Below are 18,957 nucleotides of genomic sequence, written 5' to 3'. Positions count from 1 at the left end.
AATGGGCACCATCAATTTCACTTAAATAATAATAAGGTGCAAGTTTGTACTGCAAAATAAGATATAAATTAGTATCACCATACTATTTTCTTTCTGTTAATGTCGTAACAGCCTGCATTTCAGACAATTTATAAGAAATCTCTTTACACCTTGTCTTCAACAGCTTTTATCCACCACATGCCTTCTTCCAATTTTGATATGCAAAAGGATAGCTCTCATGGATTTAATATCAACAGATTTGACATGAGAAAATCTTACGGTACTCAAAGCTCTTATTCAAATTGAAAAGGTGAATTATCTATAAAAATCATATTATATATAATATTGATCTTAGATCCATCTTATTATGAATTTATTGAATAATATGTACGACTATTTCATCTATGGAGATACCATCATTATCTTTTTAAGACAAGGAAACGTTTTTTGCTATCTATTTAAGTTTTACAAAATGAACAATACCAGTACAACACCGTATAAGATAGTGCATGAATCTCTAGACTTGAGTTAAAGCATTATTTTCTTATTCTAAAATATCACTGAATGAAAGTAGCTTTCCTCTCTCCTATTATGCTTTATCATAAACCACATAGCGCTCTCAAGCGTATACATTTTTAATCTTTTAGCCAAAATTTTGAGAACTTCTTATAGCGTTCTACTAAAGACAATATAAATTTTGTAAAATAACTTTTATACCATTGAGCTAGTTTTCTTGATGACTATGAAAAACCTTTAAGGAAAATACTTTTTATCATTTCTCAAGAAGATTTTCGATATCATATCAAAGTGTTTTTTCCGCAAATAGTTCTTTGTAAACATTTTCAATCTCGGCTGCCTCTTTTCCAAAGGAAAGTGAGTACGAACATGGGTTAAAGCTTTCTTTCCGGCTGCCAATGTTTTTTCTACATCAGCAAAATAAGGTTCAATTGCTGCTGTTAAAGCCGCTCCATCTCCTGCTTGAATAACCGTTCCTGTTCCTTTTGCTACCAATTCGTTATAAGCTCCTGCGTCACTCGTTACAACCGCAACCTGTGATGCCATTGCTTCTAATGGTGTTAAACCGAAACCTTCTGTACGAGAAGGTGCTACATAAAGCGACAGACGGCGATACCACACAGGAATGTCCAAAATCTCACCAAGGAAAATAATGCGGTCATTTAAACCAGCTTCAGCAACCTTCTGTCGTAATTTCTTTTCAAAACCATAATGCTGTTCTGCAGTCCGACCAGCAATAAGTGCTGTCCACTCAGGATAGCGGAGCAATAATGTTATCATTGCGTCCACAAACAAATCAGTACCCTTTGAATAGCGCAGACGTCCAAAACATCCTACCGCATATTTTCCAGGAAATCCTATCGAAGAAAAGCAGTCATCAAGAGTCTGTGGTGGAGTAAAACGCCTAATATCCACCCCATGCATAATAACCTTATGAGGCACTTCCAGATAAGCGCCCGTATGTGTACTGGTAGCAATAACCTTATCCATACGGCACAATAACCACTTAGTAAAAGGTTTGTGATGACGTTGAGATGCCGAAGTAAAGATGAGTTTTAGCTTCATTTTCAAGATATCGCGCAAAAAGATCCCACAAAGCATCTCAATATTGCGTCGTGCATGCCAAATACGAAATGGTTTAGCCTTCGGACTTTTCCAAAGTCCGAAAAGGTCTCTAAAGGAAAGAGCCAGCAAAGTTTGTGGTAAACCAAACCCAAAAGTGGATATACGCACACCCTGTTCGCGTTGCAGTGGAATAAGCTGAATAATCGTAGATGTTACTCCCGATAAACGCCTTTTAAAGTGAGGCGCAATAATCTCAGTTTCATCCAAAGATACACGCATAATAATCCATATGTTATTTAGATGTACTGAACCTTAATGATCTCGTAATTATGCGCACCACCGGGTGCATTCACCTCAATCACATCACCTTCTTGCTTGCCAATGAGTGCACGTGCAATAGGCGAAGAAATAGAGATTTTACCAGTTTTTACGTCAGCTTCTTGGTCACCAACGATCTGGTAAACCTTTTTCTCTTCAGTATCCTCATCCAAGAGTTTAATAGTTGCTCCAAATTTTATTTTGTCGCCTGAAAGACGCGAGACATCTATAACTTCTGCTCGTGCGATATAATCTTCAAGCTCATTTATACGCCCCTCATTATGACTTTGAGCTTCTTTAGCTGCATGATACTCAGCATTTTCTGATAAATCACCATGTGCACGCGCCTCAGAAATTGCTTCAATAATTCGCGGACGCTCTTGTTGTTGACGCCAACGCAACTCCTCTTTAAGACTCTCAAAACCAGCTGTAGTCATCGGAACTTTTTCCATAATCCGTCCCTTTCTATTACACGGAAGGTTTAATAAAAATACAAAAAACGGCTTCCAAAATTACTTTTGGAATCCGAAAACTACGATCTTTTTTATTATATAGTACAGTATCGCTATTTTCCATACAAAAATAAATAAAGGAAACAAAACATGCACAAATAATGATTAAAACATCTCATTTTGGTGTTTAAAACGTTAAGCTTCATTCTTTTCTTTAAAGTGTCATAAAGAAGAAAGAATTGTATTTTTTTCTGTTTTATCATAATCTAGCAAAAGAAATCATATGGGATACGAAGAGAGAAGGATAGAAAATCTCTACAGAAAAATGAAAAAAATCGTCATTTTTTTTATGTTTGGCTCTTTCTTTTTAGCCACAACAGTGTCTGAAGCTGCAGATGCTTTTGTGACGAGAAATCTTAATTTTAGAACAGGTCCCAGCACTCAGTATGCACTTTGCGGTTTAATCTCTGCTGGGGAATTGGTTTTTGTTAAAAACTGTGAAGGGAATTGGTGCCATATCCGATATAACACTCAAATAGGTTGGGTGTCATCTCGTTATCTTTCATTTAAAGATGGAAATGATCTTTATCACACATATACAATGTCTTTAGTGCCCAAACGTACCGATTATTCTCCATAACCGCCATAATAACCTATACCCTCTTAAATATCATCATGGCAAAAATGCAATAGTGCCCACGAACAACCACAAATATGCCTCCTCTAAAGAAACACTTCGAAGAATTTGTCTCATAGAAAAAACTTGGTCAATATCCTAATGAAAACTCCAATAAACCAAAATAAATCTGTTCAATAACATTTTGCTGTTGTCGTAATGAAATTGTAAAAATTAGTATTTTCTTTAAAATCACCAGCACTTTTCTATCAAAGGATACAACAATGAAAAATGGTGTTACAGCAACAGTAGAAGCTCTTTCTGCTCTCATTGCTTCAGGTAATCCTCTTTTTAAGAATGGTGCATTATGGACACCTCATCGCCCTATTCGTCCTGAAAAATCTGAAGGTGGTATTCCATTTCAACTCGAAACATCCTTTAAATCAGCAGGAGATCAACCTCAAGCCATTAAAACTCTGGTTGAGGGAATTCAAAAAGATGAGCGTACGCAGGTGCTTTTGGGTGTTACTGGCTCAGGAAAAACCTATACAATGGCCAAAATCATTGAAGAAACACAGCGTCCAGCTCTGATTTTAGCTCCCAATAAAACTCTAGCAGCACAGCTTTACGGAGAGTTTAAAAGTTTTTTTCCCCACAATGCCGTCGAATATTTTGTTTCCTATTATGACTATTATCAGCCAGAAGCCTACGTTGCGCGCTCTGATACCTATATTGAAAAAGAATCCTCAATTAATGAACAAATCGACCGTATGCGCCATGCTGCAACACGTGCTGTCCTTGAACGTGACGACGTTATTATTGTCGCATCTGTATCCTGTATCTACGGGATTGGTTCAGTAGAAACTTATACTGCTATGACCTTCAAAATAGAAAAAGGTGATAAACTCAATCAACGGCAATTACTGGCCGATTTAGTTGCCCAACACTATCATCGACAAGATATTAATTTCATTCGTGGTTCCTTTCGTGTTCGAGGGGATACAATTGAAATTTTCCCTGCCCACCTCGAAGATCGTGCTTGGCGTATTTCTCTCTTTGGCGATGAAGTGGAAAGAATTACGGAATTTGATCCTCTCACCGGACAAAAAACAGGCGACCTTCAATCCATTAAAATTTATGCCAACTCACACTACGTAACACCACGCCCAACACTTAACCAAGCGATGAAATCGATCAAAATGGAACTCGTTCAACGCCTCGATGAGTTGAACGCAGCTGGACGTCTTTTAGAAGCACAACGTTTAGAACAACGTACAATTTTTGATTTGGAAATGTTGGAAACCACCGGCTCATGCTCTGGAATCGAAAATTATTCACGCTATTTAACAGGACGAAAACCTGGTGAACCACCACCAACCTTGTTCGAATATATTCCAAACAATGCTCTTGTTTTTATCGATGAAAGCCATGTAACCATTCCCCAAATTGGAGGCATGTACCGAGGTGACTTTCGAAGAAAAGCAACCCTAGCAGAATATGGGTTTCGCCTACCTTCCTGTATGGACAATCGCCCTTTACGCTTTGAAGAATGGGATGCCATGCGCCCACAAACTATTGCCGTCTCTGCAACACCAGGACGCTGGGAAATAGAACAATCTCACGGCACTTTTGCAGAACAAATTATTCGTCCAACAGGGCTCATTGACCCGCCAACAGAGGTTCGTCCAGCCAGCAATCAAGTCGATGATGTTGTGAATGAAATTCGTAAAACAATTCAAAAAGGTTACCGTACATTGGTGACAGTTCTCACAAAGCGTATGGCCGAGGACTTAACTGAATATCTCCACGAACAAGATATTCGCGTACGCTATATGCATTCTGACATTGATACATTAGAACGCATTGAAATTCTACGCGATCTGCGGCTTGGCACCTTTGATGTCCTCATCGGTATCAACTTGCTCCGAGAAGGCTTAGATATTCCGGAATGTGGTTTTGTTGCTATTCTAGATGCCGATAAGGAGGGCTTTTTGCGCTCTGAAACTTCCCTCATACAAACAATCGGACGTGCTGCACGTAACGTAGATGGCCGCGTTATCCTCTATGCAGATACAATCACAGGCTCCATAGAACGAGCCTTACAGGAGACACAAAGACGTCGACAAAAACAAATAGCCTATAATGAAGAACACCATATCACACCGAAAAGTATCAAAAAAAATATCGGAGATATTCTTAATTCAGGCTATGAAAACAACCTTATTCGCACAAATATCCCTAATGTCATCGAGAAAAAAAATATGGTTGGCAACAATTTAGCATCTCATATTAAACACCTTGAAAAATTAATGCATGAAGCAGCTGCTGATCTCAACTTTGAAGAAGCAGCGCGATTTCGCGATGAAATCAAACAATTACAAAAGATAGAACTAGAAATCGCTGAGAGCCCCTTAATACATCATAGCGAAAAATCTACCCATGAGCCCGTGTTACAACCAAGTCTTTTCTCCAAACCAGACCTTGCACACATGGGGCCAACCATGGTCACTGGTATTTTAGAAAATCGAAAAAGAAAGTCTCGTAAAAAACCCTAATCAAGCAACAATAAAATGAAAAAAAACGCAATCAACAAAGGAGTAAAAAATTTCAAACCGCCTAAAATAAACTTCAGCTCTTCTAAAAAAGACTAAAGCTCAAAAGCAAACAGCATTATCCGCAAAATAGACAACCTCAAACACCAAGGGTGCTCCAATTTGTCTAAAATACCATAAGAGAAAACATTTTACAAAAAATGCCTAAAATTTATTGACTTTTTAAGCAATTTTTCTTATTAAACCGCGTTATAAAAAATCCCTAAAAATGTAAAAAACTTCTAAACTCTAAAAAATGCAGACAGATTTAAAGAGAATATCTTATATATATATCAAAAGAATTCCTAAAATATATTATCTTTATACAGTTATACTCTGATATCGAACTCAAATATTATTTAGCCTCATAAGAGAATATTCAAACAGGACACTGTTCTATAACACAAATAAAGCAAAACAAGACTTTATCATAGCACCATAAGCCTGTAATAAAAAATGATAACTTTTATTCATACACCTGTTGTTCAATTCATATTGTATCAAGTGATACAAAAAGTATCCCTAAATAAAAAGTTTATATCCCATAGTAAAAAATAGGGGAATCTCAATACAAACTTATTAATTAAAATTAAGCAAAGTAAAATAATAAAAATAAAAATTCTGTCATGATTTTATTTTATTGTACCTACGGTAGGCTTAACTAAATGACTTTTTAGTTGTTTTATCCAAATAAAGTCTAAAATTGTTCAGGCTCTATTCAGTTTGACACATGTAGGATGCGGAACATACGAATTAAATAAGGAGTATCATTATGAAAAAAGTGATCAAGTTCGCGGTATTATCAGCAATGTCAACTGTAACCGTTTTGATGCCAGTAGATGCAACGCTTGCAGATATGGCATGGGATCATAGTAATTATGTTACGAGAAAAATAGATAATACGATGAGTGATATAAATAAACGAATAGATGATACAATGAGGAATATGAATAGGAGAGCAGATTTCTCATCTCGCAATTTTAGCTCCTATTCTTCTCATAGTAAACATCACCCTTCTTTTGATAAGCCCCATCCTCATCACCATGTCAACCATAGAAGGACGAAATACCACCATCATCATGTTGAACACAACACATATAACTATGTCGAGCGCAAAACAACAAAACGCAGTAATATTCATATAAACAACTCAGGAGATGCTTTAGCAATGGGTATTCTTGGTCTTGCAACAGGTACAATTCTTGGTACAATTTTAAAAAAACCAGAACAGCCACAAGTGGTTTATCAAGTGCATCAAACGGTGGGATATGAGCCACTCCAGCAATCATTAGAATCTGATTGGCTTAACTATTGCAAGAAAAAATACCGCTCCTTCAACCCTAAAACAGGGACTTTCCGAGATCGTAATGGTTTGGAACACATTTGTTATGCCCCAATAAATTAACTTCTGTTCAGTCTTACTAAAAAAGTCTTAAATGGCACAAAAAAACGCTTCAAAGCGTTTTTTTGTTTGCTCATATATTAAAATCTTGAAGAAAAGGATTATTTTGGCGCTCATAGCCTATGCTACTTTTGGGGCCATGCCCGCAAATAAAATGAACGCTGTCGCCTAAGGGTAAAACTTTTTCTCGAAGGGATTGCATCAATTTTTCATGGGAACAGAAGGGGAAGTCCGTACGTCCAATAGAACCCCGAAAGAGAACATCACCCAAGAGGGCTAAGCGTTCTTTTTCATTGAAATAAATAACATGACCAGGGGAATGTCCTGGGGTGTGAAAAACCTTAAACATATGTCCAGCAAAATGAACGCACTCACCATCTTCTAACCATTGGTCAGGAATACAGATGCAAGCATCAGTAATGCCGTAACTTTTTGCGCTTTCGCTCACGGCATCCATCACAGGCTTATCATCGCGATGGGAACCGATAATTTTTACATTAAGCGCTTCTTTCGCTTGCATTGCAGCTCCCACATGATCAAAATGACCATGTGTTATCCAAATAGCTTCAACGATAACACTATTCTTTTCGATTACGTCTTGAATCCGCGGCCAATCACCACCAGGATCAACGAGAACCCCCGTTTTACATTCACTATCAAAAAGCAAAGTGCAATTTTGTTGGAATGTCGTGACTGGAATAATATGTATATTAAGACTACCCATAATATCCTTTTCAAAAGTAACTTTTTTAAATTTATGAATAAAACTTTCTCTCCTTTAAGGTAAAGGTGCTGCTCGACAGCTTTATACAACTTATGTAAACTTGCATTTGGTGTAAACTAAATTTTTATCAAGGTTTTTAAGAATGACCAATCACGTTCAAGTTTTGTGTGATGACGCACCTCACCTTCTTGTGATTGATGACGATACACGTATTCGCAATCTTTTATTTCAGTTTCTCATTAAAAATGGATTTCGTGTTTCAGTTTCAGCCAATGCTAATGAAGCAAGACGACTGTTGGCAAGTTTAGATTTTGATCTTCTTATTGTTGATGTCATGATGCCTGGTGAAAACGGTATTGATCTCACTCATTCACTCCGCCAAACAAAAGATGTTCCTATCTTCATGCTAACAGCTTTATCAGAAATAGATAATCGTATCCGTGGATTAGAAGCAGGGGCAGATGATTACCTGGCTAAACCGTTTGACCCTCGTGAACTTCTCCTTCGCATCAACGCCATTTTACGACGTGGTTTTCCCCTTAGCCAACCCAAAATTGAGCAAATCGTTTTTGGTCCTTATATATTTTCAATTTCACGACGCGAACTCAAAAAAGGAGGAGAAATTATTAAATTAACAGATAAAGAACAAGAAATGATGGTCATGTTTGCCGAAAATGCAGGCGATACAATTCCGCGCCATAAATTCGCGACCGATGACAGCAATATAAGTGAACGTGCCATTGATGTACAGATCAACCGCCTTCGTCGTAAAATCGAAAAAAACCCAGCACTGCCTATATGGCTCCAAACCGTGCGAGGAATAGGGTATAAACTCTCTATTGAATAGGCACAAGAATGATCAAACCTTTAAGATTTTTTCTTCGATGGTTAACGAAAAAAATGCCTAAACGGCTTTATGCTCGCTCTTTGATCATTATTATCGCTCCTATGGTGCTTTTGCAAACGGTCATTGCTTATGTCTTTATGGAACGCCATTGGCAAATGGTAACCGAGCGTCTTTCAACGGCTGTCGTGCATGATATTGCAGCCATCATTGATATTCTTGAAACATATCCACAACAAGATAACTATGAAGATATCAAGCGTATTGCACAACAACGTATGGGATTAAACATTTCTATTTTATCTCCTACCTCTTTACCCCCTCCAGGACCTAAGCCATTTTTTGCAATTCTTGACTATTTTTTAAGTGAAGAAATCACCCGCCAAATTAACCGTCCCTTCTGGATCGATACCGTAGGAGATTCTGATCTTGTTGAAATCCGTATCCACCTTGGTCACAACATCTTACGCGTCTTTGCTCCACGCAGCCAAGCTTATGCTTCCAATACTGCTATTTTTTTAAGCTGGATGGTAGGAACAGCTCTTGTTTTATTGCTGATAGCAATTTACTTTTTGCGCAATCAAATCAAACCGATTCAACAATTAGCTGAAGCAGCAGAAAGCTTTGGACGTGGTCGTCCTTTACCAAAAGGATTTCAACCACAAGGAGCTGATGAAGTCCGTCGTGCAGGCATCGCTTTTTTGCGCATGCGTGAACGTATTGAACGCCAAATTGAACAACGCACCATGATGCTCTCAGGAGTAAGCCATGATTTAAGAACCATTCTTACACGCTTTAAACTTCAGCTAGCGTTAGCCAATACTGACTTTGATATTAAACCGCTTGAGCAAGATGTAAGTGACATGCAAAATATATTAGAAGACTACCTTGCTTTTGCCCGTGGTGAAGGAAGTGAAAGTGTCAAGACTTTTGATTTAAATGCTCTTATGCAAAAATTCTCTGCCGATGCTCATCTTCACAAACGTCAATTTTCTTACACCATTGAAGGTCCTACAGAAATACAAGTACGTCCCCGTGCTTTCACACGCTTAGTCAGCAATCTTGTATCAAATGCATTTTGTTATGGCACAACTGTTAAACTAACAGCTAACTCTCAACAAGAATCTTTTATATTGCTAATCGATGATAATGGACCTGGAATTCATGAAAATATGCGCACAGAAGTTTTTAAGCCATTCTTTCGACTTGATAAAGCGCGAAATCAAGATGCAAGTGGAACAGGACTTGGTCTTTCTATTGCTCAAGACATAGCACGCAGCCATGGTGGCAATATACAATTAGATGAGAGCCCACTCGGGGGATTACGCGCTATTCTTGATATCCCCCTATAAGCAACATTTCAGCAAACCGTCTGTAAAAATAACAGACCGTATATTTTAAGCATTCCCTACAGTTTCAAACAAAGTGTACTGCAGTGCCTTATAAGCACTTTCTCCCGACAAAGCAACCATCTGAAATGCAACATAATGGCTTTCACAGGCTTTAAGTGCATGTATCAATAATGTTTCAACCTGTATATGAGATGGATGTATCCCACCAGCCAAAAGAAGACCTTGCCGATAAATAACCGAATTATTCCTTTGCCAATAATCAAAATGTCCCAACAACAACTTTTCATTAATTGCTAGCAATAAGCGCTGTATTTCAGCTGTTCGAGCGTTTTTAATAAAGAGATCAAACGAACAAGCCAAATGAAGTGCTTCATGCTCTTCCATCCATGAAAAAGCAAGACGATAATTTGCGCGTTTTCCTTCCACACAAACGCTAATTTCATCTTGCGCATCCCGCTCAAACGACCAATCATATTCACAGGCAATCTGTTCAATAAAGTCAACCGGGTGCTCTTTTCTTTCTGTGGCGCAAAATGCAAGCCTCATCACAATCCTCAATCATCTTAAAACATTGTCAACAGAATATAAACCGCCTAAACTGTAACAACATTTTGCTACAATCAGAACCTTTACACCAAACAAATACACATAAAACACCGACAGTACACAAACACCCAGAACACAATCGCGCTGTTTAGGGCAACCTGATAGTCATAAAAAGAATCATCAAGTCTTTTCAGTGTATTGATACAATTTCATAGTGCCAGCCCCCCTGATTCAAAAAAATGTATTTTACCCCCAAAAAAAATCAAAAATAAACAAATCCTCCGCTCTAACAGACTCAAGATTAAGCATTTTTTAGTTTCACGCATCATATTGAAAAATTGGGGATATTTTTTTAAGATTCTTTTTTTAAGAAGCTATTGTACTTTTTTGTGTCTGCGTTCTTTTTTAATCGTCTTTTTTTAAATCATCAAGGCGCCTTTTCAAATCAGCATTATCATCATGGATTTTCAGCACCATCTCCTTAAAAGTCTCAAACTCTTCGCGAGAAACAAGATCAAGTTTGTTTGCTATCTTTTCAGCCTGCACACGAAAAGCTGTTCCAGCTTCACGTCGTATACCTTGCGCGACGTCAGCAGCATCTGTTGCTAATTTTGCTAGTTCATCAAGAATACGATTTGATCCGTTACGCATAACATTTTTCCTTAAATTTTAATTATTGACGCACGCATTATAGCGTGTTCTCATAACATTTAGATACTGTAATTTGTTCCTTTTACCCTATATTTTACATATTGTGCCGATTTTTCATGACGATTTTGTTTAAGATTTTTTAATATTCCTTTTATCACCACATTTTTTTACCGCGATAAACCAGTGGAAATCTATCCCCCTTTCTGACTAGCCTCCCTACTGACTTGACCATTGCGTATTCATCTGTCATTTCTGACCACCAGAGTCACTTCATATTCATCTCGTATAATGTAAGATGCTTAATTCATGAACAATCTGTCTTGTCCAGCCATTGCTTTTCCGTCTTTTCTTGATCCTGTCATTATCCAGCTAGGTCCCATAGCACTTCATTGGTATGGACTTGGTTACGTGGTGGGTATTCTTTTTTCTTGGTGGTATGCGCAAAAATTATTAAAAAAAACACCTCTATGGTATAGAGACCACCCTCCTATGGATAAAGAAAAGATCGGAGATTTTGTTGTCTGGTCTGCCATAAGTGTTGTTGTCGGAGGGCGTTTAGGACAAGTTCTTGTATGGGATCCCATTTACTATTTTAACCATCCAAATGCTATCATTGCCGTATGGGATGGGGGAATGTCCTTTCATGGCGGACTTATTGGTATTATCATTGCTATGATCTGGTTTGCCCGTAAAAATCATATTAACGTACGAGCCATGTTTGATATCGTCGCTGCAGGTGCTCCTATTGGTATCGGCATTGTACGAATCTGCAACTTCATCAACCAAGAGTTATGGGGCAATGTTACTACACGTCCTTGGGCTGTTTGTTTTCCTCTCGATCCTTACTATCTACCGCGCCATCCAAGCCAGCTTTACGAAGCATTCATGGAAGGATTTCTTCTCTTCATCATCCTGTGTCTTCTTATTTTTGGGTTCAACGCATTAAAACGTCCCGGTACTGTATCAGGAACATTTATTATAGGCTACGCAATAGCACGCAGCATTTCTGAAGTTTACCGTGCGCCTCAAGAAGATCCAGAATGGTTTTCGACTCTTTTCCATTCTACTGGTTTTACCTATGGCATGGCTTTATCTCTTCCCATGCTTCTTTTAGGGTTTTATCTTCTTCTCCACGCCTTTAAATATAAATCGACAGAAAATGACCAATCTAAAAGAAAAAATTAAAGAAATTATTGCCCTTAATGGACCAATCTCTGTTAGCCAATATATGGCGTTAGCACTTACCGATCCTCAATTTGGTTATTATCAAACCCAAAAACCTTTTGGACGTTCTGGTGATTTTATTACAGCACCTGAAATAAGCCAACTATTTGGAGAGATGATTGGCATTTGGACTCTTGCGAGCTGGAAAGCTCAAGGTTGTCCTCATCCTTTTATCCTCGCTGAGATAGGCCCAGGACGTGGAACTTTGATGGATGATATTTTGCGTACCATTCAAAAATTATCCACGACAGCATTTGAATCTGCTGAAGTTTATCTCCTTGAAATAAGCAAAAAGCTCGCAGAGGAACAAAAAAAATGCCTTTCCTCCTATCAAAAACAAATCCATAGCATTGAAAGTTTTGATCAAATCCCCTCAAAACCACTCTTCTTAATAGCCAATGAATTTCTCGATACACTCCCTATGAACCAATACATTAAAGTCAATGGAGAATGGAAAGAGCGCTGCATTACAGTCAATCAAGATGGAGATTTCATCTTTATTGCTACCCCGCATAAATTTCCTTCTTCTTGCTTACAATCCTACGGTTCTAATGTCCCTGATGGAACAATTTTTGAACATGCGCCCTCACGGCATCAATTCATGCAACAAATCAGCCACCATTTAGTGCACGTGACAGGTTCTGCTTTACTTATCGACTATGGTGCTGCTGATCTTGCATTTGGTGATACACTGCAAGCGCTGTCAAAACATAGATTTCGTGATGTTTTCGATGCTCCTGGTGAACATGATTTAACATCACATGTTGGTTTTTTCTTTTTAAAAAAAATAGCCCTTGAACAAGGTTGTTTTGCTGAAATCGTCGAGCAAGGAGAATTTCTTTTAAAAATGGGGCTGCTGGAACGCGCAAAACAGTTTGGAGTGGGCAAAAGTACTACACTACAAGACAAAATCCGCCAAGATATCGAACGATTAGTCAGTTCAGATCAAATGGGAAAATTATTTAAAGTCTTGTATGTTTGTGATAAAAATATACCTCTACCTCCTAGGTTTTAATGACCGGCAATAATACTTATTGACACATGCATCTCATACACCATTTTTACTTTGAAAATAACTACCCATATAAGGAATTTGTATGAATCCTGTCCCTGTTCCTATCCTTGCAAAAAATCTTTCTGCTTTACACCACCAAGGGATAAAACATGGTTTTTTTACTCGTCAAGGTGGTGTTTCAAAAAGCCTTTACCAAAGCCTTAATGTTGGACAAAGCTCAAATGATCATCCTGAACATATTGCACAAAACCGCACTTTGGTCGCTCATTATTTTGATGTTAAGGCGCAAAATTTAGTCACTGTCAATCAAATACACTCTTGTGAAGTCATTGTCGTCGATAAAGCTTTTATCGCCTCCCCTCCTAAAGCCGATGCTCTCGTTACGACTACAAAGGATCTTATAATTGGGGTTCTTACAGCAGATTGCGGGCCCATTCTGTTTGCTGATCCTCAAGCTGGGGTCATCGCTGCAACTCATGCTGGCTGGCGCGGAAGCTTAAATAGAATTATCGAAAAAACAATTGCTGTTATGGAAAAACAAGGAGCCAAAAGACAATCAATAACGGCAGTCCTTGGACCTTGTATTGGCCCACATAACTACGAAGTAACAAGTGAATTTTACAACCAATTTATTGATTGCCACAGCAAGTACCAAAAATATTTTTTAAAAACAGAAAAAATAAATCATTTTTATTTTAATCTATGGGCGTTCATTATGCATCAACTCAACGAGTCAGGCGTTAATGCTTCTTGTGTAGAGCTTTGCACCTACAAAGATGAACAGCGTTTTTTCTCCTATCGTCGTGCAATACACCGCAACGAACCCGATTACGGACGGCAAATTTCTGCTATTATGCTGAAAAACAAAAAATGAGACCCTTTTATGCTTGAGAACAATACCAAAACTAAACTTTTTATCCAAATGTAACAATAAACCCCATTATACTTTGCTTTTTTTACAAAATCATCTACCAGCCTATAAAATATGATAGCTTTCGCTATGAATCATTTTCAATGTTTGGTTATAATGATTGAAGAAAAGATGATACTCCTTTTGATTACTCCCCTTTATTCATCTTAAATATGAGAGATTCCTTATATTGAAAGAATTTTTTTATAAATTAATAACCAAAAAGCTTAATCAATATGTATTTCTTTGCCGCATGGAGAAAAAACTTTGCTCTACAAAGTAACAAACTTTTGGAAAAAGAGGAAACATACCGCATAGCTCTTTAACAATAATGAATAAAATTGTAATGCTCTCGTGATTGTTTCCTTGCAATCTGGTAACAAGAAGTTAAAAACCATGTCACACTTCATCGTGATTACTCAGAGGATTTATCATGAAACTTTTCTGCGGAAATTCTAATCCACGCCTAGCTGAAGATGTTGCAAATTATTTGAACATCCCCTTAGGCAAGGCAACTGTAAAGCGCTTTGCTGATCAAGAAATTTTCGTAGAACTACATGAAAATGTACGTGGACAAGATGTTTTTGTTTTGCAATCTACATCCTATCCAGCCAATGATCATTTGATGGAATTGCTCATCATGGTTGATGCGCTTCGCCGTTCTTCAGCACGTCGCATCACAGCTGTTATCCCCTATTTTGGTTACGCCCGCCAAGACCGTAAACCTGGACCACGTACTCCCATTTCCGCAAAACTTGTTGCCAACCTGATTACTGAAGCAGGGGCTCATCGTGTTTTAACATTGGACCTTCATGCAGGACAAATTCAAGGTTTTTTTGATATCCCTACAGATAATCTCTATGCTGTTCCTGTCATTTCTCGCGATGTCAAAGTGCATTATTCTCTTGAAAATGTTATCGTTGTTTCACCTGATGTTGGTGGTGTTGTACGCGCACGCTCGCTCGCCAAACGTTTGAACAGTTTGCTTGCTATTGTTGATAAACGTCGTGAACGTCCTGGTGAATCAGAGGTTATGAATATCATTGGAGATGTATCGGGAAAAGATTGCCTTTTGCTTGATGATATTGTTGATTCAGGTGGAACTTTATGCAATGCAGCAAGTGCTCTGCTTAAACATGATGCCAATAGTGTCACGGCTTATATCACGCACGGTGTTCTTTCTGGTAATGCAATAGAACGAATTACCAATTCAGAGATGAAAGAATTGGTTATTACAGATTCAATTATGCCAACACAAGTTATTGAGAAAGCCCATAATATTCGTGTTTTGCCCATTGCCGACCTTATTGGAGAAGCAATAGCAAGGACAGCAGCAGAACAATCGGTTTCCAGCTTATTTGGTTAAAGTGGTTCCTTGGGATCTCCTGGTGCTGTTTCAACACCAAGATCAGGAAATGCAACAATACGTTGACCACTAAAATGCGTATGAATAACAATAAGACCACGCTCTTCAAAGTAGGTTAAAAGTCGGCGCGCACGACTTAAAGAATGAGTCCCATAAAGACGTGCTAAAAATGCATCAGATGGACATGGCTTTCCCCTTAATGCGGCCTGTGCGACATTCAAGAAGACTCCTTGAACATCTTCTTCCAAACTTTCTGATATCTGCAAAATATGTTTCCAATGTTCACTGACAGCCGTTTGTTCATCAACAAAAGCCTGAGCAATAGCCAATTTACGCCGAAATTGTGAAAGATTAAAAGGAACCTTTGGCATACCATGGATACGGCAACGAACTGAAAAATCTTGATAAAGCACCGCTGTCGAACGATAAAAAGCCTCAGAATCCTCAAGAATTTCCCGAATAATATGTTCTGCTTGGCCGTCACGCTCAACATCAGAAAGTTCAGGAAATAAACTTAGGTTTTCTTCCAAAAACTCTTGTTTTTTATGCACTACCTCCTCTAACATCTCGTGCATTGATTTCTCCCTCATCGGCTCTCGTGTTTGTTTAAATGGCGTTAAAATTTCCTCTGGTGAAGCAGTAAAAACAAGCTCTTGCACATCATCTCGCTCTGTTGGAAGTGGCATCAATTTAGGACTAGAAGAGCGTGCCAAAGTTTCAACAGAACCGATAATGATTGGTAAGGGACGTCGTGATAAAGCGGGGCCTAAAGCTATAAAATTTCCCCGCTCAAGATCTCTAAACATTTCCGCTTGGCGACGCTCCATTCCCAAAAGATCAGAAGCGCGCACCATATCAATATCTAAAAAAGTCCGTCCTATTAAAAAGTTTGAAGCTTCAGCAGCAACATTTTTGGCAAGCTTAGCCAAACGTTGTGTCGCAATAACACCAGCAAGACCACGTTTACGCCCTCGACACATAAGATTGGTCATCGCACTAAGAGAAGTCTTACGTGCTTCATCAGAAACTTCTCCTGCCGCAGTTGGAGCAAACAATTGCGCTTCATCGACAACGACAAGCATAGGATACCAATAATCACGTTCTACATCAAACAGTGCCCCAAGGAAAGCCCCTACAGCACGCATCTGTTGTTCAGTATCCAAGCCTTCAAGATTAAATACCACTGAAACCCGATGTTGTCGAATGCGATGGGCAATACGAGTCAATTCTAATTCACTACGTTGAGCCTCTACAATAACATGACCAAATTTATCTGCCAAAGTTACAAAATCGCCTTCTGGATCAATTACACAATGCTGCACCCACTTAGCACTTTGCTCCAAAAGACGGCGTAAAAGATGTGATTTCCCTGATCCAGAATTACCTTGTACAAGAAGACGTGTCGCCAATAATTCTTCCAGATCAAGAAGTGCTGGCATCGATTTATGCAAAGCACGACTCTCTGACATCTCACCCAAGGTAATCTCAACCTTCATAACATCTCCAGTGTTTGATTTTGAACATATCAGTGCCAGCACATATTGGTTGATTCTCCATCCACACCGTAATCTGTAACATTTCCTCCTTTTTAACGGTAGAAATCATCAATTTTTCCCACAACTCTTGCATCTATGAATAGTTTGAATTATAGAACAAACTTCTGCGTAGACACCCTTGGAGGCAACGCAGAATGGAGCGATCGCTGTTGGTTAGCGCATATCTTCATATCCATGCAAAAACTATTGCTGTTTTTGAAGGATCTCCAATCATGTAAAAAGGACTTAAATTATGGGCAAAAGCTACACTCTTAAGGCCGAAAAACGCGAGCGGGTTGGTAAGGGGTCCTCCCGTGAACTTCGCCGCAACGGTCTTATTCCTGCTGTCATTTATGGTGAAAAACAACCTCCCTTGGCAATAACAGTTCCCTATAAAGAAATTTTCTACAAAATTCACGCCGGTGGCTTTCGTACCACCATTGCAACGATTATTCTTGACAAGCAAAAAATTATGGTCTTGCCAAAAGATTATCAATTAGATCCCGTGCGTGACTTTCCCCTCCATGTAGATTTCTTACGCATTTCAGCAAAATCCGTTGTAGAAGTGAATATTCCTGTCCACTTCCTCAATGAAGATACAGCACCTGGACTTAAAAAAGGTGGTGTCCTCAATATTGTTCGGCACGAAATTGAATGTACTGCTCCAGCAAGTGCTATTCCTGAAGCTATTGAAATTGATCTCTCCAGCTACTCTATTGGTGATTCTATTCACATTTCAGCAGTGCAACTGCCAAAAGATGTTACTCCCATCATCCAAGATCGAGACTTTACTATTGCAACCATTGCAGCTCCTGCTGGCATGGATGTCAGCGATGAAACTTCTGAACAAGAAAATGATGTAGAAGACACGCAAACTTCATAAAACTCAAAAGGCGGGAATTTTTTCCGCCTTAATTTATGAGACATTACCTTTCCTCATAGCTTTGATTGAAGATACACATGTGGCTTATTGCTGGTCTTGGCAATCCTGGTTTACAATATCAAAATAACCGCCATAATATTGGTTTTATGGCTGTTGATGCCATTTATCAGTTCTTTTCTTTTTCTCCATGGTCGAAGAAGTTTCAAGCAGAAATCTCCAATGGTTTTATAAATAATGAGAAAATTTTTCTTATAAAACCACAAACTTTCATGAACCTCTCTGGTCAAGCTATCGGTGAAGCTTTGCGATTTTATAAATTAGATTTGAAGAATTTGATCATAATTTATGATGAGTTAGACCTGTCACCGGGAAAAGTTCGTATAAAAATTGGTGGAAGAAATAATGGGCATAATGGTATTAAGTCTATTGATGCCCATTGTGGTACTGACTATTGTCGTATACGTATAGGAATTGGTCATCCTGGAAGTAAAGAACTTGTTCATCGGCATGTTCTGGGAAATTTTACCAAATCTGATCAAGAATGGTTATCCCCTCTCTTAGAGGCAATTGCAAAAAATATCGCTCTCCTTATAAAAGATGACAAATCCCTCTTTATGAATGAAGTTTCACAAACGATAAAAAACAACTCTTCTTTATAGAATCCTTCTATAATGTATCGATTTATAATCAATTAATTATTTTGGAAATTGAATAAAAATTTTTAAAATCATAAGATTCATTTCAAATCTGTTGATAATAAAACAATCAAAACCATTGGTTTGCCTGTCACAGTCGCGTGAAGCATATGGATAAGAACTCTTGAAAAAAGAAAAAAACGTCTCTTATAAACTTTCTCAAAGACAAAATCTGTTGGCAACGTGAAAAGTTAGAAAATAGAATAAGGATACAAGCTTATATACACTTTTGAAAAAGAAAGGCTTATATTCTCTTTGAGAGAAAGAGAAGAT

At 38.2% G+C, this 18,957-nt stretch carries 16 protein-coding genes and 1 pseudogene; 11 read left to right on the top strand and 6 right to left on the bottom strand.

Translation table 11 applies throughout. The features are described from left to right. Positions 1–781: 781 nt before the first annotated feature. Together QHG57_RS04640 and greA are read right to left on the bottom strand one after the other, a co-directional pair. Positions 782–1,839, bottom strand: a pseudogene (locus tag QHG57_RS04640) (glycosyltransferase family 4 protein). Positions 1,840–1,856: 17 nt separating this feature from the next. After that, positions 1,857–2,330 carry a transcription elongation factor GreA gene (gene greA / locus QHG57_RS04635; RefSeq protein ID WP_330167322.1) on the bottom strand — a complete coding sequence of 158 codons (474 nt, stop codon included), beginning with the start codon at positions 2,328–2,330 and terminating at the stop codon, positions 1,857–1,859. A gap of 325 nt (positions 2,331–2,655) precedes the next feature. Here greA and QHG57_RS04630 point away from each other — a divergent pair, with 325 nt between their 5' ends. The 3 genes from QHG57_RS04630 (at position 2,656) to QHG57_RS04620 (ending at position 6,942) form a co-directional block, all read left to right on the top strand. Then, entirely contained in the window at positions 2,656–2,970 is a 315-nt protein-coding gene (locus QHG57_RS04630; RefSeq protein WP_330169564.1) for an SH3 domain-containing protein, read from the top strand. Between the two features lie 260 nt (positions 2,971–3,230). Further along, on the top strand, positions 3,231–5,501 hold the full coding sequence (gene uvrB, locus QHG57_RS04625) for an excinuclease ABC subunit UvrB (protein ID WP_330167320.1): 2,271 nt from the start codon (positions 3,231–3,233) through the stop codon (positions 5,499–5,501). Positions 5,502–6,309: 808 nt separating this feature from the next. After that, positions 6,310–6,942, top strand: a complete 633-nt coding sequence (locus tag QHG57_RS04620; protein ID WP_330167319.1) for a BA14K family protein — start codon at positions 6,310–6,312, stop codon at positions 6,940–6,942. 70 nt (positions 6,943–7,012) lie between these two features. Here QHG57_RS04620 and QHG57_RS04615 read toward each other — a convergent pair whose 3' ends face one another. Continuing rightward, entirely contained in the window at positions 7,013–7,663 is a 651-nt protein-coding gene (locus QHG57_RS04615; protein ID WP_330167318.1) for an MBL fold metallo-hydrolase, read from the bottom strand. A 142-nt stretch (positions 7,664–7,805) separates the two neighbouring features. On the opposite strand from QHG57_RS04615, the gene QHG57_RS04610 reads away from it, so the two are divergent. Next, a complete protein-coding gene (locus tag QHG57_RS04610) occupies positions 7,806–8,510 on the top strand; it encodes a response regulator (RefSeq protein WP_330167317.1) in 705 nt (234 codons plus the stop codon). Between the two features lie 8 nt (positions 8,511–8,518). Next, a complete protein-coding gene (locus QHG57_RS04605) occupies positions 8,519–9,859 on the top strand; it encodes an ATP-binding protein (protein ID WP_330167316.1) in 1,341 nt (446 codons plus the stop codon). Positions 9,860–9,904: 45 nt separating this feature from the next. Here QHG57_RS04605 and QHG57_RS04600 read toward each other — a convergent pair whose 3' ends face one another. Together QHG57_RS04600 and QHG57_RS04595 are read right to left on the bottom strand one after the other, a co-directional pair. Beyond that, positions 9,905–10,405 carry a type III secretion system chaperone family protein gene (locus QHG57_RS04600; protein ID WP_330167315.1) on the bottom strand — a complete coding sequence of 167 codons (501 nt, stop codon included), beginning with the start codon at positions 10,403–10,405 and terminating at the stop codon, positions 9,905–9,907. Positions 10,406–10,810: 405 nt separating this feature from the next. Beyond that, a complete protein-coding gene (locus tag QHG57_RS04595) occupies positions 10,811–11,056 on the bottom strand; it encodes an accessory factor UbiK family protein (RefSeq protein WP_330167314.1) in 246 nt (81 codons plus the stop codon). Positions 11,057–11,362: 306 nt separating this feature from the next. On the opposite strand from QHG57_RS04595, the gene lgt reads away from it, so the two are divergent. From lgt to QHG57_RS04575, 4 genes are all read left to right on the top strand, one after another. Beyond that, positions 11,363–12,241 carry a prolipoprotein diacylglyceryl transferase gene (gene lgt / locus QHG57_RS04590; RefSeq protein WP_330169563.1) on the top strand — a complete coding sequence of 293 codons (879 nt, stop codon included), beginning with the start codon at positions 11,363–11,365 and terminating at the stop codon, positions 12,239–12,241. After that, on the top strand, positions 12,216–13,295 hold the full coding sequence (locus QHG57_RS04585; protein ID WP_330169562.1) for a class I SAM-dependent methyltransferase: 1,080 nt from the start codon (positions 12,216–12,218) through the stop codon (positions 13,293–13,295). The genes lgt and QHG57_RS04585 overlap by 26 nt, the downstream gene beginning before the upstream one ends. Before the next feature lie 82 nt (positions 13,296–13,377). Then, positions 13,378–14,169: a peptidoglycan editing factor PgeF gene (gene pgeF, locus QHG57_RS04580; RefSeq protein ID WP_330167311.1), complete on the top strand. Its 792-nt coding sequence runs from the start codon at positions 13,378–13,380 to the stop codon at positions 14,167–14,169. Between the two features lie 469 nt (positions 14,170–14,638). Beyond that, on the top strand, positions 14,639–15,571 hold the full coding sequence (locus QHG57_RS04575; RefSeq protein WP_330167310.1) for a ribose-phosphate pyrophosphokinase: 933 nt from the start codon (positions 14,639–14,641) through the stop codon (positions 15,569–15,571). On the opposite strand, the gene QHG57_RS04570 is transcribed toward QHG57_RS04575, so the two are convergent. Further along, positions 15,568–17,067, bottom strand: coding sequence for an ATP-binding protein (locus QHG57_RS04570; protein ID WP_330169561.1), 1,500 nt, complete (start codon positions 17,065–17,067; stop codon positions 15,568–15,570). The two genes, QHG57_RS04575 and QHG57_RS04570, sit on opposite strands and share 4 nt — an antisense overlap. 292 nt (positions 17,068–17,359) lie before the next feature. Between QHG57_RS04570 and QHG57_RS04565 the strand changes: the two genes are divergently transcribed. Together QHG57_RS04565 and pth are read left to right on the top strand one after the other, a co-directional pair. Further along, the gene (locus QHG57_RS04565; RefSeq protein ID WP_330167308.1) at positions 17,360–17,989 is read left to right on the top strand and encodes a 50S ribosomal protein L25/general stress protein Ctc; all 630 of its coding nucleotides are present in this window, start codon (positions 17,360–17,362) and stop codon (positions 17,987–17,989) included. A 77-nt stretch (positions 17,990–18,066) separates the two neighbouring features. Further along, positions 18,067–18,648: an aminoacyl-tRNA hydrolase gene (gene pth, locus QHG57_RS04560; RefSeq protein ID WP_330167307.1), complete on the top strand. Its 582-nt coding sequence runs from the start codon at positions 18,067–18,069 to the stop codon at positions 18,646–18,648. The last annotated feature ends 309 nt before the right edge of the window (positions 18,649–18,957 follow it).

The sequence above is a fragment of the Bartonella grahamii subsp. shimonis genome, assembly GCF_036327415.1.
GTDB lineage: Bacteria > Pseudomonadota > Alphaproteobacteria > Rhizobiales > Rhizobiaceae > Bartonella > Bartonella shimonis.
The sequence above is the reverse complement of the archived record's forward strand: the minus strand, read 5'-3'. Positions and strand labels throughout refer to the sequence as shown.

Bases quoted from the DNA above. Each gene is read 5' to 3' on its own strand.
- QHG57_RS04595 (WP_330167314.1), bottom strand. From the start codon at position 11,056: ATGCGTAACGGATCAAATCGTATTCTTGATGAACTAGCAAAATTAGCA.
- QHG57_RS04615 (WP_330167318.1), bottom strand. From the start codon at position 7,663: ATGGGTAGTCTTAATATACATATTATTCCAGTCACGACATTCCAACAA.
- QHG57_RS04610 (WP_330167317.1), top strand. From the start codon at position 7,806: ATGACCAATCACGTTCAAGTTTTGTGTGATGACGCACCTCACCTTCTT.
- pgeF (WP_330167311.1), top strand. From the start codon at position 13,378: ATGAATCCTGTCCCTGTTCCTATCCTTGCAAAAAATCTTTCTGCTTTA.
- QHG57_RS04620 (WP_330167319.1), top strand. From the start codon at position 6,310: ATGAAAAAAGTGATCAAGTTCGCGGTATTATCAGCAATGTCAACTGTA.
- QHG57_RS04570 (WP_330169561.1), bottom strand. From the start codon at position 17,067: ATGAAGGTTGAGATTACCTTGGGTGAGATGTCAGAGAGTCGTGCTTTG.
- QHG57_RS04585 (WP_330169562.1), top strand. From the start codon at position 12,216: ATGACCAATCTAAAAGAAAAAATTAAAGAAATTATTGCCCTTAATGGA.
- QHG57_RS04630 (WP_330169564.1), top strand. From the start codon at position 2,656: ATGAAAAAAATCGTCATTTTTTTTATGTTTGGCTCTTTCTTTTTAGCC.
- QHG57_RS04575 (WP_330167310.1), top strand. From the start codon at position 14,639: ATGAAACTTTTCTGCGGAAATTCTAATCCACGCCTAGCTGAAGATGTT.
- QHG57_RS04600 (WP_330167315.1), bottom strand. From the start codon at position 10,405: ATGAGGCTTGCATTTTGCGCCACAGAAAGAAAAGAGCACCCGGTTGAC.
- pth (WP_330167307.1), top strand. From the start codon at position 18,067: ATGTGGCTTATTGCTGGTCTTGGCAATCCTGGTTTACAATATCAAAAT.
- lgt (WP_330169563.1), top strand. From the start codon at position 11,363: ATGAACAATCTGTCTTGTCCAGCCATTGCTTTTCCGTCTTTTCTTGAT.
- greA (WP_330167322.1), bottom strand. From the start codon at position 2,330: ATGGAAAAAGTTCCGATGACTACAGCTGGTTTTGAGAGTCTTAAAGAG.
- QHG57_RS04605 (WP_330167316.1), top strand. From the start codon at position 8,519: ATGATCAAACCTTTAAGATTTTTTCTTCGATGGTTAACGAAAAAAATG.
- uvrB (WP_330167320.1), top strand. From the start codon at position 3,231: ATGAAAAATGGTGTTACAGCAACAGTAGAAGCTCTTTCTGCTCTCATT.
- QHG57_RS04565 (WP_330167308.1), top strand. From the start codon at position 17,360: ATGGGCAAAAGCTACACTCTTAAGGCCGAAAAACGCGAGCGGGTTGGT.